This window comes from Protofrankia sp. CiP1_Cm_nod1 (assembly GCF_920888515.1).
In the GTDB taxonomy this organism is placed as follows: Bacteria; Actinomycetota; Actinomycetes; order Frankiales; family Frankiaceae; genus Protofrankia.
The window spans coordinates 1-15133 of record NZ_CAKKTM010000451.1; the positions used below are offsets into that span (position 1 = coordinate 1).

Genomic DNA, 15133 nt, shown 5'->3' on the forward strand with positions numbered 1-15133 from the left:
GGGCAGCACCCCGCCGTCCCGGAGCTGGCGCATGGTCCGTTCGTCCGTCTGTAGCCGTTCGGAGATCCAGCTGACCGTGACCGAGGCCGTCCCGGCGCTGGTGAAGTCGGTGGCGGCCAGCAGGCTCAGCGGCGCCAGGGGCCGCGGCCCCACCGGGCGGTCGAACGGGCCTGCCGGGATCACGTTCCCGAACGGGCACTTCTCCGGGTCACCAAGGATCGCGGTGAGCCGTGCCTCCACCTCGTCGGAGATCACGTGCTCCCACCGACAGGCCTCGTTGTGGACGAGGGCCCAGTCCAGACCTATCACCTCGGTGAGAAGCAGTTCGGCGAGACGGTGTTTGCGCATGACCGCTGTCGCGCGGACCAGCCCCTTCTCGGTGAACTGCACGGTGCGGTCGTTGGCGAGGGCGACCAGGCCCTCGCTGGCCAGCCGTGAGGTGGACTCGCTGGCCGCGGGTGCGCTGACGTGCAGTCTTTCCACCAGACGCGCGCGCAGTGGCGGGATGCCCTCCTCCCTCAGCTCGTAGAGGGTACGGAGGTACATCTCGGTACTGTCGATCAGTCCAGTCACCGGGCTCCTTCATCCAGCCTCAAGAGTACGCCTGTGAAGGCGTACCCACCTAGGTACGCGGGCCGCCCTGTCCGCGCCGTTTCCAGGCTGGTTGCCCGTGCTGGTTGCTGCCCGTGCCGGTTGCGCGTCGACCGGCTTCAGGGCCTGTTCCGGCCGCCGGGAGCCCGGCCGGGAAACGGCTGGCGGGATCGGCGGATCGGTCTCCCGGTGCGGGTCATACACTTCGGTGTATGAGCTCGACCCAGATCGCACCGGAGACAACTCACGGCAGTACGGACGAGGGTAATGACTTCGCCCACTATGCGCGCCATGAGGAGATCGTCCGGGCTTCCATCGAAGGCGGACGCGTGACCGCGCTGTGTGGTTACAGGTTCGAGCCGGTGCGTGATCCCCAGCGGTTCCCGGTGTGCCCGAAATGCAAGGAGCTCGTCGAGCTGGCCGAACAGCTCGGCTGACCGCCCGGGCGGCCCCGTCCCGGTCGTCCCTCACCGGGCCTGGTCACACGGCTGGGTGCGTGGCAGGACGTGGCTCGCCGCGGCCCGCGCCGAGCGCTGCCGGTGCCCGTGCGCCGTGAGCGCTGGTATGAGCGGCGGTCACGGTAGCGATCGACGGCGGGACATATGGTGACAGACGGTCAGGTCAGGCTCCGCCGGCCCTGTGACTCGTCCCATCTGGTCCACTCGCATAGCCGACCGGGTACGACCGGGACGACGGATGATGCGTAAGCTGGGGTGCCGTCGGAGGCCTTCTCGTGACACCAGGCCCGCCCTTGTAGCTCCTCGTAGCCCTGCCCTTGTAGCCCTGCCCTTGTAGCTCAGTGGATAGAGCGACCGCCTCCTAAGCGGTAGGCCGTAGGTTCGATTCCTACCAGGGGCACGATCCCGGTCGTGCCAGCGCTTCCGCCTGCTCGAACGACTTTCGGCGAGATGACGCTCGGTGAATGGTGTAGTGCGCATACTGGAGCGCGGGCATACCGGGCCGCCGGTCGTTCGTGATCTGCTCAAGGTCTGTCCGGTCGGTTCCGTCAGCGGGTGGCTACCGCAGCCGCCGCCCGCCCGCGCGTGGGCTCCGGCGGCCGGCCTGCGACATCGTCGGCGGTGGCCCACGCGGTCGTCGGTCCGGCCCTCCTCGGCCGGGTGGCTACCGCGACCGTAATGATCATAAGCGGGTTGTCATCCCCCGATGTCGTCCTCTCCCCGTAGGGGTACTGAAACACCTCATATGGAAGATCCGTCGGGGGTGCGGCGGGAGTACTGTTACCCACGTCACAAGGTCATCCTGTGGAGCAGGCGTCTCGAGCGTGCCAGCAGCATTCGGCTGGCGCCGGCTGGCGCGCTCGAGACGGAGCCTTCACCGTCGAAGGAGGTCGCCGGAATGAGGACCAAAGCCGCCGTCCTGTGGGGGCTGGGGGAGAAGTGGCAGGTCGAGGAGATCGAACTCGATCCGCCCAAGGCGGGCGAGGTTCTGGTCAAACTCACCGCCAGCGGTTTGTGTCATTCGGACTACCACCTGGTCAGCGGCGACATCCCGATTCCTTTCCCGGTCGTCGGTGGGCATGAGGGCGCCGGTGTCGTCGCGGCGGTCGGGCCGGGCGTGACCGAGGTGGCGGAGGGTGACTCGATCGTCCTGAGCTTCCTGCCCTCCTGCGGGCGCTGCTCATACTGCTCGCGTGGCCTGACGAATCTCTGCGATCTCGGGGCGGCGATTATTCTCGGCCCCCAGCTGGACGGTACCTACCGATTCCACACGCGCGGTCACGACATCGGGCAGATGTGCGTTCTCGGGACATTCTCGGAATACACGGTCGTCCCGGTCGCGTCCATAGTCAAGATCGATCAGGGTGCGGCGCTGGACAAGGCGGCGCTGATCGGATGCGGTGTCCCGACCGGTTACGGCAGCGCGGTGAACACCGCGCAGGTGCGGCCGGGTGACACCGTGGTCGTGATGGGCGTCGGTGGTATCGGCGTCAACGCGGTGCAGGGGGCCAGGGCCGCGGGCGCGCGGACCGTCGTCGCGCTGGACCCCGTCGACTTCAAGCGGCAGAAGGCTGTCGAGTTCGGCGCGACCCACACGGCCGCCACCGTCGACGCGGCACGGGAGCTGGTCAGCGAGCTGACCCGCGGGCAGCTGGCGGACGCGTGCATCATCACGACGGACGTCGCCGAGGGCGCGTACGTCGGCGAGGGGCTGAGCCTGGTGGGTAAGCGCGGCCGGGTGGTGGTGACCGCGATCGGGCATCCCACGGACTTCTCGATCAGTGGGTCGCTGTTCGAGCTGACGCTGTACGAGAAGTCGATCCGCGGCGCGCTGTTCGGCTCCTCGAACCCGCAGCACGACATTCCCCGCTATCTTGAGCTGTACAACCGTGGCCAGCTGAAGCTCGACGAGCTGGTGACCAGGGAATATTCCCTGGAGGACATCAACGAGGGATACCAGGACCTGCTGGACGGCCGGAACATCCGCGGTCTGATTCGTTTCTGACCGGCTTCCTCGAAAACTGGACAGAATTGATGGAAGAACCAGAGGAGCCGGCCGTGGCGATCGTATGACGCCCGGCCGGCTCCATCCGTTAGGTGCCGGTGCGCGACGGTGTTTCGGCGGTCGCGGCCACAGTTGTCGGAGCAGGTTGAACTGAACGGCGAGAATTCGTCGTGGTTTTGAGCGCACTCCCCGGTCCCCGGTCCGCGCCGGACGGCTCCGGCGGCGCGGTGGCTCCCGCGGGAATTTATCTCGATAGGGGCACCAGGTTGACTCCTACGAGGGGAGTGCGGCGAAGCTCGGAAGATTACCGTCAGGCCTGTAGCACATGCCTGAGAAAGGGGCTACCATGACGATTACTGATGGCACCGTCGACACGCGGCTCAGCTCGCTCGAGTTCTGGGCCAAGCCCCGGTCCGTCCATCACGAGGCATTCCGCTGGTTACGGGAGAACAAGCCGGTCAGCTGGCACGAGGCACCCGATTCTCTGGACCCGAACCTGAACAACGCCCAGGGGTTCTGGTCGGTGGTGAAGTACCGCGACATCCAGAACGTCTCCCGGGACACGGAGCTGTTCAGCTCCGCCGACGGCGTGTTCGTCGACGACTTCCCGCAGCTGGAGACGATGCTGTCGTTCATCGTGACGGATGCTCCTCGGCACACCGAGATGCGGGGTATCGTCAGCGTCGCCTTCACGCCGAAGAACATCTTCAAGATGTCGGAGGACATCGGCGGGATCGTTCATCAGGTCATCGACAGGGTCGCCCCCCTGGGTGAGGGGGACCTCTGCCAGCTGATCACCAAGGAGGTGCCCGGCCGGATCTTCGCGACCTTCATGGGGATCACCGACCCGGAACAGATCCAGTACGTGATGGACGCGGCCGAACAGTTCGCGTGCTGGAGCGACCCCGAGTACGCGCATATCGGCTCTCCGCTCCAGGTGTTCGCCGACGCCTCGCAGAAGCTGGCGACCCTTGCGATCGAGCTGGCGAGGGAACGCAGGGAAAACCCGGGTGACGACCTGCTCAGCTGGGTCGCCCAGGCGCAGTACGAGGGCAACAAGATGACCGTCGAGGAGCTCGGTGTCTTCTTCGCGCTGCTCGCCGCGGCCGCCAACGACACCACCCGGCACTCGATGGCCCACGTGCTCGCGCTGTTCCAGCAGTATCCCGAGCAGCTCGACTACGTCCTGGCGGACTTCGACAGGCGCGCGGACGACGCCGTCAACGAGTGCCTGCGGCTGGAACCGCCGCTGATGCATTTCCGCCGCACGGTGACACGGGACACCGAGATCGGTGGAGAGGCCATCAAAAAGGGCGACAAGGTCGTCATGTGGTACATATCCAGCAACCGGGATCCCGAGATGTTCGAGAATCCTGACACGTTCGACGTGCGGCGGGTCAACAAGTTCAACCCGCACCAGGCGTTCGGCGGCGGTGGCCCGCACTACTGCCTGGGCCACATGCTCGCCAAGCAGATGATCAAGACTGAGGTGCGGGAGATATACACCCGTATGAAGGATCTCAGGGTCGGCGAGCGCGACATGCTGTTGTCCAACTTCATGAACGGTGTCAAGCGGCTGCCCGCCACCTGGACGCCCGAACGGGGCTGAGCCGAGCGCGCGGTGGACACCTTGTGCGGACACCTTGTAGTGAACACCTCGTAGCCCGGAAGGCCACGGAGCCGTCCGTGGGACCACGGGCGGGCCCGGGGGCGTGGGAGCGGTGCCCGGCAGCCGTTCCCACGCCCCCGCTGTTTCCTGTTCCTGCCCAATTCTGATCGCACTGTCGTTTCTGGCTTCGGCTGTTTTGCTACGGTATATACCGGATTGTTCCCCCGGCTGTCCCACGCCCTGCCAGCGGACCTGGCCGGGGCCCTTCGGTGTCGTCGATTGTTCGCGACGGGTGAGGCCGGTGGGGCTACCGTGCTGTCCACGACATCATGAGAGGACGTCGGAAATGCGGCGCACCGGTTTCACCGCCGACCACGAGAGCTTCCGTCAGCTGCTCCGGGAGTTTCTCGCCCGCGAGGTGGTGCCCGTCTTCGACGACTGGCTGGCCGCCGGCGCGGTCCCCCGGGACTTCTTCCGGGACCTGGGCAAGCTCGGGGTGCTGGGGATGGCTTTCCCGGCCGAATACGGCGGCGGCGACCAGTCGGACTTCACCTATAACGCGGTGATCAACGAGGAGTGTGCCCGGGCGCTGGTCGCGCTGGGGACGTTACAGGTGCACCTGGACGTGGTGGTTCCGTATTTCCTGGACTACGCCGACGAGGAGCAGCGCAGGCGCTGGTTCCCGGGCCTGGTGAGCGGTGACCTGTTCGCGGCGATCGGTATGACCGAGCCGGGCGCCGGTTCGGACCTGGCCGGCGTGCGCACGACCGCGGTCCGGGACGGCGATCACTATGTGCTCAACGGCGCGAAGACGTTCATCAGCGGTGGCGCGCTCGCCGACCTGGTGGTCGTGGTGGCGCGAACCTCACGCGACGGCTCCGACCGGCGGCGGGGGCTTAGCCTGCTGGTCGTCGAGGACGGCACGCCGGGCTTCGAGAAGGGCCGCAACCTGGCGAAGATCGGCCTGAAGATCCAGGACACCATCGAACTGTCGTTCACCGACGTGCGGGTGCCGGTCGAGAACCTGCTGGGGGAGGAGGGGGCGGCCTTCGAGCAGATGACCCGCGGTCTGCCCCAGGAACGGCTGAGCATCGCGGTCAGCTCGCTGGCCGCGGCCCGGGCCGCGCTGGACGCGACCGTGACCTACGTCCGGGAACGCCAGGTGTTCGGGAAGCCGGTCAGCCAGTTCCAGAACACCAAGTTCGAACTGGCCGCGGTGGCCACGGAGATAGAGGCGGCGCAGGCGATGGTGGACCGCGCGCTGGCCGAGCACGTCGCCGGTGAGCTGAGCCCGGTGGACGCGGCGAAGGTGAAGCTCTACTGCACCGAACTGCAGGGCCGGGCGGTCGACCGCTGCCTGCAGCTGTTCGGTGGTTACGGCTATATCCTGGAATACCCTATTGCCCGGTTGTACGCGGATGCCCGTGTCACGCGTATATACGGCGGCACGAGCGAGATCATGAAGACAATCATCAGTAGGTCGCTGGGCCTGTAGGCCGGGCTCGCGAAACCGGCCGGCCCGGGCGTTTCCTGCTGGTATGTTTTTTTTGGCCCGGTGGGTCTACCCGGCGACATGCTCTTTATGATCTTCCTGGCGGAAGGCGCCCGCCGACGAGGGCCACCCTCCATCCGGCTGTGCACGGCGATATGATCGACTATTTCGGTGGGGCGTGCCGAGCGCATGACGCTCGGCGAAGCGGCCGCACATCGTGCCTGGACCAGTCTGGCCCATTGGTCTAATGTATCGACCAAAGTCGAGTGATATGTCGATCATCGACCGTCCGTTGCGTGACGGGTCGAAGCCGTGCCACACCGGTCGCCGGAAGGCTGAGGGAGGATCGGCCAGCCGCGCGTCCAGCTCTCTGGCGCATGGCTTCGAGACTGCAGGGGATCTTGCGACTCGAAGAGCTCGAAGAGGAGGCGGGAATGGGCAGTGGTGTCCATGCTCGCGTGCTGGACGACGGGTCGGGCCCGGGCATGATGGCGATGGGCTCGGGCACGGCCGACGCGGCCATACCCGACTGGGACACGGCCGGGGAGATGGCCGGGGAGATGGCCGGCCCGGGGCCGCTGGCAGTCGAGGACGGCGTCCAGCGGGCCAGGGAGATACTGAGAGCCGCCGAGCGGGTTCTTGACGACGGCGTGACGTATTCGAATTTCACCAGCAGTGACTCGAAGGCGGCCGACGCGGCGTTGCGGGCGGCGCAGTGCGCGGCGGCCGAATATATGAACCTTGCCGTCCAGTCGTCCAGGGACTCCGCGGTCCGGCAGCTGGGGGAGGTTCTTCTGCAGTCGGGGCTGGCCCGGGTCGCGCTGATGGAGGCCACGCTGGCGCGGCAGACGGCGCGGATGTTCGGCGTCGAGCAGGCGCTCTGCCACTTACGTGGGGCCTCCTCGTTGTCGGCTCTGGAGGAGCGGGCGCCGGTGGAGGCCCATCGGCTGGGTTTCACCAGAATTCTGTTCTCACGTATCGACAAGGGTGTCTGGGTCGCGCGGACGGCCTACATGGAGGGCGAGGAGCAGCTCGCCCAGACGCTGGTGCAGGTCGGTATCGCGAACCCTCGGCCGCTGACCGGCCCGCTGGTCGAGAGCGAGATGGCACGGCGCCGCGTCCCGATCCTGGTACGCGACCCCCAGTCGAGCTCGCGCGTCCACACCGAGATGGTTGCCGTGGTCGACACCAAGGGCTATGTGGCCGCCCCGGTGATCTCCTGGGGCAAGGTGGTGGGGCTGCTGCACGCCGACCGGCAGGTGGAGCGCGGCGGGGTGGACGAGTTCGACCGGGACCTGATCGGCATGTTCGCCGCGGGGGTGGGTGTCGCGTTCGAGAGAAACGCGCTCTTCCGGCGGCTACGGTTCATGCGGTCGATGTTCAACGAACATGTGTGCGCGGTCAACGACCTCGTGGACGACATCGCCGAGGACGTCATGGAGATCGGCGATGACTCGGAGAAGCCGGCGAACCGCTCGCTGGGCGCGTACTCGTCGGGGCAGAACTTCCGGGAGACGCCGGTGGCATATCCCGAGGACGCGCTGTTCGCCAGCCTGACCCCCCGTGAGTGCGAGGTGCTGCGCAGCCTTGCCTCGGGTAAGACGAACGCACAGATCGCGAGCAGCCTGTTCGTGACCGAAGGCACCGTGAAATCGCACGTGAAGCACATTCTGCGGAAGCTCGGCGCGGCCAACCGCACGGACGCCGTAGCTCGGTACCACGCGCTGACCAGGTCATCCGGCGGCCACCAGATGAAGGATCCGTTCAGATCCTGAGGGCCCTCCGGCCGCCTCGTGGCGGCGGGCAGGGGCTCGCCGTAGCCGGCGACGCGTCCGCGCACGCTCCGTCGCGGTGGCCGCCACCGCGTCCATGCCAGGGATGACCGCCGTTCGTCCGCCGCGTGCGCCGGTCGGCGCCGGGGCCGACCGGCCAGATCGCGCTGCCTGCCTACCGGCCAGGTCATGGCACCTGTCAAGGCGGGTCGGGACAGACCCCACCGCCTCTGCCGAAGGTCCCTGTCACAGCCGCGACGGCTCCGCCAGGCTGGGAGAGGGCCTGGTGGAGCGGCCGGAGCCACAACCAGGTGAGGGCGCGTGGGGGCGCGGGCCGCTCGGCGGCGCGGGCCCGTACGGGCGGCCCAGGCCGGTAGCCGGCGTTCCGCCGCTGCCCAGCGGTTCTCACCACCAGGGCCACCGCTTGACAGAGGGCCGTCGGCGCGGGGGAGAACGCGATGAAGAGGAAGGTGGTCGTTGTGGTGGCCATTACGCTGGCCATCGCGTTCGGCTGCCTCGGGGCCGCGCTGACAGCCGCGGTCCGGACGGCGGACGCCACCGCCGTCCAGCATGACCGGCTGGAGCCGGCCGCCGCGGATGTGGCTGTTCTCCTGGACCATCTCGCCGACGAGGACAGCGGCTGGCGCGGTTATCTGACGACCGGCCGGCCCGAGCTTCTCAAGCCGCCGCTGGTCGCGTCCCAGGATATTTCGGCCAGGATCAACCAGCTGTCCGCCGCCGTCGCCGGTCTCGGGCGGCTGTCCGGCCTTGTGCGGCAGGTGACGGAGGCGCACGGGGCCTGGAGCTCGCACGCGGATCCCGCGGTGGCCGCCGTTCGTACCGAGAACACGGTGGTCATTCATCCGGCGGAGGCGGCTGCCGCGACAAACTCGGGCCTTGACGCCATGCGTACCCGGCTGGCCGCGATACAGCAGGAGATTCTGCGCCACCAGGCGCGGCTGTCGGCTCAGGCCGACGGGGCCGGGTGGCAGCTGCTGGCCGGCGCGCTGGGTGCCGTGTTCCTGGTTTTCCTGGTCGTCGCCGTGATGGTCGTCGGCGTCCGGCGGTCGGTCCTCGCGCCGGTCCGCGGGCTGCTGCGCGCGGTCAGGGAACTTGCCGGTGGCGGTTACGACCAGGCTGTGCCGCGGGACGGCCCGGCCGAACTGGCCGAGCTCGGAGAGGGGCTGGACGCGATGCGTCTGCGTGTGTTGGCCACGATCGGCCAACAGGGACCGACGGTGACGGCGCTGCGGGACGCGTTGGCCGCGTCCGTGGCCGAGATCCCGGGCATGCGGATCGCGAGCCGGATCATCCCGGCGGAGGGCCTGCTCGCCGGCGACTGGTACGACATCTTCGAGCTGCCCGACGGCCGTCTCGGGTTCACGGTGGGGGACGCGGCGGGGCACGGCCCGGTCGCCGGCGTGCATGCGCTGCTGGTCAAGCAGCTGCTCGCGGCCGCGCTGCTCACCGGGAGCACCCCGGGCGAGGCGGTCCGGTGGGCGCAGCGATGCCTCGGTGACACCGGTGAGATGTTCGCGACCGCGTTCGTCGCAACAGTGGATCGTGAAACCGGCCTTGTCGAGTACGCCAACGCCGGGCACCCACAACCGGTGATCATCCGGAGTCCGGGCGGCGAGCGAGACGTGCGCGCGGGCGACGTGAGGGTGGGCGACGTGGATCCGGGTGCCCTGGATCCGGATGATCTGGACCCGGATGATCTGGACCCGGATGATCTGGACCCGGGTACGGAAGGGGAGGCCCTGACCGCCGGAGACGGCTTGGGCGCGGGAGGGGATGGAAAAAGAGGGGATGGAAAAAACGGAGCGGGAAGGGCGGGGCTCGTGGCGCTGGCGCCGACAGGGCCTCTCGTCGCCACCATCCTGCCCGCCGGCAGCGGCGGCGGGAGTGGCACGTGGCGGACAGAGCGGGCCCGCCTGGCTGCGGGGGACGTGCTGTGCGCCTACAGCGACGGCATTACCGAGGCGCGCGACCCGGCCGGGAACCAGTTCGGTTTCCGGCGGCTGGCCGACGAGCTGGCACGCATCCCCGGCAGAGATCCCGGCGCCCTCGTGAACGACCTCTTCACGGTTGTCGCGCGGCATTCTCGCGGCAGCGTGGCGGACGACCAGATCGCGGTCGCGGTGGGCCGTGACGCGGCCGATGTCATTACCGCTCCGGCACAGCGCCTGGACGGGGCTGTCTATCCGGTGGAAAACGCCGTCACCGCCATGCCGAAAAATGTCACCGCCGCGTCCGGGCAGATGGCCCGGGGGGCAGCCTCGTGCCGGTTCTCCGTCAGTTCTCCCACCAGTTCTCCCACCAGTTCTCCGGCCTGGCCCGAACGGAGCGCATGGGCATGTCACCGGCTTGCCCGCCGGGGCACCGGCTGGTTCCTGGCGGCTGGTCACATCATAACAAAACGGGTATTCGACGCGTCCGGCCAGTTCGGTGCGAATATCCGGGAGGCGGGCACCGCCGGTGCCGCTCCGCAAGGAATACAGAGGCGCAGGGCGCCCGCGCGGGGACGCGGAATTCGTGGATCGATCACTCCGGGGGGCTCGTCGGTGTTGGCGTACGTCCGTTAGTCTGTCTGAGGTATGGACGACCAGGAGACGGGGAAGATCTCCACGGGCACGCTGGATTCCGGCACATCCGCGTCCCTGCCGAGTGACCCGTCCGCGGAGTCGGTGAGAGAGCTGGCCTTCCCGGCAGCTGCCCGCCTCGAGCTCGATGAGCTGCTCACCCAGCTCGTCGACCGGGCGCAGGACGTCATCGAGACGCAGAGCAGGCTGCGCGGCCTGCTGCGGGCCACCCGGACGGTCATCGCCGACCTCAGCCTGGAGGTGGTGCTGCGCCGCATCGTGGAGGAGGCCTGCCAGCTGGTCGACGCCCGGTACTGCGCCCTCGGGGTGATCGCCAGAGAAGGACATCTCGAGCAGTTCATCCATGTCGGCATGGAGCCGTCACTGGTTGAGAAGATCGGGCAGCTGCCGCGGGGGCAGGGGGTGCTGGGCCTGCTCACCGCGCAGCCACAGCCGCTCCGCCTGGACGACATCGCGACGAATTCCCGGGCCGTCGGCTTCCCGGCGAACCATCCGCCCATGCGGACCTTCCTCGGTGTTCCGATCAGGGTCCGCAGCGAGGTTTTCGGCAACCTCTATCTCACGGAGAAGCGCAATGGCCGGACGTTCACGGCCGAGGACGAGGAACTCGTCCTGGCGCTGGCCGCAAGCGCCGGGATCGCCATCGACAACGCCCGGCTGTTCGATCAGGCGCAACGTCGCCAGCGGTGGTTGCAGGCCTCGGCGGACATCACCCGCCACGTACTCGGTGACGGCGAGCGGCCACTGAACATGATTGTCAGCCGGGCCCGGGAGCTCGCCGGCGCGGACGTGGCCGCGATCCTCCTCAGCGGGGAGTCCTCGTCGCACCTGACCGTTGAGGTTGCCGACGGTGACGATGCCGGTGTGCTGCAGAGCACCTTGATCCCTATGGACGACTCGCTGGGGGGCAAGGCGGTGCGGATGTGCGCGCCGCTGCTCGTCTCGGACGCCGCGGCCGAGGCCAGTGGCAACGATCCCTACGCGCAGGGGATCGGCCCGCTGATGATCGTCCCGTTGGCCGGCTCCCAGGTGGCCAACGGGGCGGTGGTGCTCGGCCGGCGGCACGGGGCCACACCGTTCACGGACAGTGATCTCGATATGGCGGCGGCGTTCGCCGGGCATGTGGCGACAGCCCTCGAGATCACCCAGGCGCGGGCTGCCAGGGAGCGGATCGTCGTCCTGGAGGACCGGGACCGGATCGCTCGTGACCTGCACGACCACGTCATGCAGCGGCTGTATGCCGTCGCGCTCGGCATGCAGGGGCTGGCCGCCGCCGAGGAGCGGCCAGGGCCGGCCCGCCGGATGGCCACGTACGTGGAAGACCTGGACGTGACGATCCGTGAGATCCGCTCGACCGTCTTCGAGCTGCGGGGCCGGCGGGCGACGGCCGGTTCCGGCCTGCGGGCGCGGGTCTCCTCCGTCGTCGACGCGGTGAGCGACGCCTTCGGCTTCGCGCCGTACCTGCGGTTCGAAGGCCCGCTGGACACGATGGTGGACGCGGCGGCCGGCGATCATCTGCTCGCCGTGGTGCGGGAGGGCCTGTCGAACGCGGCCCGGCACGCCCGGGCCAGCAGCGTCGAGGTCGTCGTACGGGCCGCCGGGGGCCGGCTCGACGTGGACGTGATCGACAATGGTGTGGGCATCGGGAGCACGGAGCGTCGTAGCGGGCTTGCGAACCTGCGCAGCCGAGCCGAAGATCTGGGCGGTACCTTCGACCTCTCCGCGGGGCCCGAAGGCGGTACCCACCTGCGCTGGTCCGTACCCCTGACCTGAGTCACCCACAGTTCCCACCACAGCCGGTCAGGCCGGCTGATCTTACTCAACGTCATCAATCATGCTCGTATGATGCTGGACCGTGCGGGATGCGTGAGCCGCCTGGGACGCTTCGTCCGTCCGGGGAAGCGCCATCCGGAGGGAGCCGTGGGCCGGAGGTCCGGGTGGCGGGGTCCGAACGGCCCGTCCCCGAAGAAACTTCCGACGGTCGTTTCGACCTTCTTCCCAGCTCAGGATGGACATCGGGCGGCGGCGGCGTGCCCGGGGCCGGTGCCGGTCGGCTGGTCCGGCCGACTCGGATGATCACTATCGCGCCTGCCGCCGCCACATGTTCTGACGTTGGAGGTGTCATGACCGTCGATGGCCGGACGACAGTGCCGGAGCGTACGGGCCCGCACGCGCGTCCGTACATGTATCTCCAGGTCGGACGCCCCGAGTTCGACAGCCCGCGGTTCACCGACATCCGCTTCACCGGCCCGCGGCTGACCATGGCGCAGCTGGCCGACCTGGAGACGATCGAGACGCACAGCGCGACGCTGTACTTCTCCGGCGACCGCGTCTACAAGGTGAAGAAGCCGCTGGACCTGGGCTTCCTCGACTTCCGTACCCGACAGGCGAGGGAGGCGGCCTGCCGGGCCGAGGTCGAGCTCAACCGCCGCCTCGCCCCCGACGTCTATCTCGGCGTGGCGGACATCCGCGACAGCGCCGGCACGCTGGTGGACCACATGGTCGTGATGCGGCGGATGCCCGTGAACCGGCGCCTGTCCAGCATGATCGCCATGGGACGGCGGGTGGACGGGCAGCTACGCGCGCTCGCCCGGCTGCTCGCCGCCTTCCACCAGCGCTGCCCGACCTCCGCCGAGATCGCCGAGGCGGGCAGCCCAGCCACCCTCGAGGGGCTGTGGCGGGAGAGCCTCACCGGGATCGCGCCGTTCAGCGGGATGCTGATCGACGCGAGTGTCATCGACGAGATCGGCCGGCTCGCCCCCCGCTACCTTGCCGGCCGGGCGGCGCTGCTGGCCGGCCGGCAGCGCGCCGGATGGATCCGGGACGGGCACGGCGACCTGCTCGCGGACGACATCTACTGCCTCGACGACGGCCCGCGGGTGCTCGACTGCATCGAGTTCGACCGCCGGCTGCGGCTCGGGGACGTGCTCGGCGACGTCGCCTTCCTCGCCATGGACCTGGAGCGCCTCGGCGCCGCCGACGCCGCCGAGAAGTTCCTGGCCTGGTACGGGGAGTTCGCCGGAGAGACGCACCCGCCGTCGCTGCGGCATCTCTACATCGCCTACCGGGCGCTGGTGCGGGCCAAGGTCTCCTGCATCCGGGCCAGCCAGGGCGTGCCGGAGGCCGCCCGGCAGGCGCGCCGGCTCGCCAGGATCGCGCTGTCGCACCTGCGGCGCGGCCGGGTCCGGCTCGTCCTCATCGGCGGCCTGCCCGGCACCGGCAAGTCCACCCTGGCCGGGAAGCTCGCCGACGCCGAGGACGGCTGGGTGCTGCTGCGCTCCGACATCGTCCGCAAGGAACTGGCCGGCCTGCCCGCCGGCGAGCACGTGCCCGCCAGCCTGTTCGAGGGGCCCTACGACGCCCAGGCGACCGACGCCACCTACACCGAGCTGCTGCGCCGGGCCGGCCACGCCCTGGAACGGGGGGAGAACGTGGTGCTCGACGCGTCGTGGTCCACGGCCGGGCATCGGGCCGCCGCCGCCAGCCTCGCCGAGCAGACCAGCAGCGAACTCGTCGAGCTGCGCTGCGTCACCTCCCCGGAGGTGGCTGCCGCGCGGATCGCCCGCCGGGCCGCCGCCGGGGAGGACCCCTCCGACGCCACCCTCGCCGTCCACCAGGCGATGGCGGCCCGCGCGCAACCGTGGCCAACCGCCAGCGTCATCCAGACCGCGGTGCCGATCAGTGAGGCGCTCCTGGCCGTCCAACGCCGCGTGAACGTGATCTGAAACGCGATCCGGGCCGGCGGGACTGGGCCTGGGACTGGGCCTGGGACTGGGACTGGGCCGCCGCCCGCGTACGCGGCCCGTCCGTGTTCCGCGCTGCCCGGCGGGCCTACTTCTGGGCGGCTTTTTTCTGGACGGCCTGTTGCTGCTCTTTCTGCTGCCCCTGGAGTTTCGTGGCGTAAACCGCCGCCTGGGTGCGGCTGGTCAGCTCGAGCTTGTCGAGAATCGCGGACACGTAGTTCTTCACGGTCTTGTCGGACAGGTGGACCCGGGAGGCGATCTGCCGGTTGGTCAGCCCCTCGGCGATCAGCAGCAGGATCTCCCGTTCCCGGTCGCTGAGAGTCACCAGCCTGCCGTCCTCGGCCGGGCCCTCCCGCAGCCGGGCCAGCACTTTCTGCGTGACGGCCGGGTCCAGCAGGGAACGTCCCGAGGCGATGGTGTGGATCGCGCCGACGAGATCCGTGCCTTTGATCTGCTTGAGCAGATAGCCGGCCGCGCCCGCCATGATCGAGGCGAACAGGGCGTCGTCGTCGTCGTACGACGTCAGGATCAGGCAGCCGATCTCCGGGTGCGCGGAGCGGATGTCCCGGCACACGTCGATACCGCTGCCGTCCTCCAGCCGCGCGTCCAACAGCGCGACCTGCGGGTTGGACGCGGGTATGCGGCGCAGCGCCTCGGTCGCGCTCGACGCCTCGCCGACGACCCGGATCTCCCCGGTATCTTCCAGTACCTCCCGGATGCCACGCCGGACGATCTCGTGATCATCCAGAAGAAATACCCGTACCGGATCCATGGCGAAGCACGCTACCCGCAGGTCTCACCCTTTACCATCCGGGCCGCCCGCCGGCCGCGGAAGATCGCCGCGAGTTTGCCGTTGTGTA

10 protein-coding genes and 1 tRNA gene are annotated in these 15133 nt (G+C 68.9%); 9 read left to right on the top strand and 2 right to left on the bottom strand.

The annotated features are described in order from the left end of the window. A partial coding sequence (locus NBX02_RS20690) for a metal-dependent transcriptional regulator (protein ID WP_250292627.1) occupies positions 1-573 on the bottom strand: 573 nt, incomplete at its 3' end. A gap of 230 nt (positions 574-803) precedes the next feature. Between NBX02_RS20690 and NBX02_RS20695 the strand changes: the two genes are divergently transcribed. The 9 genes from NBX02_RS20695 to NBX02_RS20740 all read left to right on the top strand — a co-directional run bounded on the left by NBX02_RS20695 (position 804) and on the right by NBX02_RS20740 (position 14255). Beyond that, positions 804-1028, top strand: a complete 225-nt coding sequence (locus NBX02_RS20695; RefSeq protein WP_047223755.1) for a DUF3039 domain-containing protein — start codon at positions 804-806, stop codon at positions 1026-1028. A gap of 348 nt (positions 1029-1376) precedes the next feature. Then, positions 1377-1449 (top strand) — tRNA-Arg (locus tag NBX02_RS20700). A gap of 498 nt (positions 1450-1947) precedes the next feature. Further along, positions 1948-3054: an NDMA-dependent alcohol dehydrogenase gene (locus NBX02_RS20705; RefSeq protein WP_250281244.1), complete on the top strand. Its 1107-nt coding sequence runs from the start codon at positions 1948-1950 to the stop codon at positions 3052-3054. 346 nt (positions 3055-3400) lie between these two features. Next, entirely contained in the window at positions 3401-4663 is a 1263-nt protein-coding gene (locus NBX02_RS20710) for a cytochrome P450 (RefSeq protein WP_250281246.1), read from the top strand. 346 nt (positions 4664-5009) lie between these two features. Beyond that, a complete protein-coding gene (locus NBX02_RS20715; RefSeq protein WP_250281249.1) occupies positions 5010-6158 on the top strand; it encodes an acyl-CoA dehydrogenase family protein in 1149 nt (382 codons plus the stop codon). A 431-nt stretch (positions 6159-6589) separates the two neighbouring features. Next, positions 6590-7930: a LuxR C-terminal-related transcriptional regulator gene (locus NBX02_RS20720; RefSeq protein ID WP_250281250.1), complete on the top strand. Its 1341-nt coding sequence runs from the start codon at positions 6590-6592 to the stop codon at positions 7928-7930. A 455-nt stretch (positions 7931-8385) separates the two neighbouring features. Continuing rightward, complete coding sequence (locus NBX02_RS23420; RefSeq protein WP_445548559.1) at positions 8386-10512, top strand: PP2C family protein-serine/threonine phosphatase; 2127 nt, start codon at positions 8386-8388, stop codon at positions 10510-10512. Between the two features lie 12 nt (positions 10513-10524). Then, a complete protein-coding gene (locus NBX02_RS20735; protein ID WP_250292629.1) occupies positions 10525-12303 on the top strand; it encodes a sensor histidine kinase in 1779 nt (592 codons plus the stop codon). A 350-nt stretch (positions 12304-12653) separates the two neighbouring features. Further along, the gene (locus NBX02_RS20740) at positions 12654-14255 is read left to right on the top strand and encodes an AAA family ATPase (protein WP_250292632.1); all 1602 of its coding nucleotides are present in this window, start codon (positions 12654-12656) and stop codon (positions 14253-14255) included. Positions 14256-14361: 106 nt separating this feature from the next. Here NBX02_RS20740 and NBX02_RS20745 read toward each other — a convergent pair whose 3' ends face one another. Then, the gene (locus NBX02_RS20745) at positions 14362-15045 is read right to left on the bottom strand and encodes a response regulator (protein WP_250282174.1); all 684 of its coding nucleotides are present in this window, start codon (positions 15043-15045) and stop codon (positions 14362-14364) included. Positions 15046-15133: the final 88 nt, after the last annotated feature.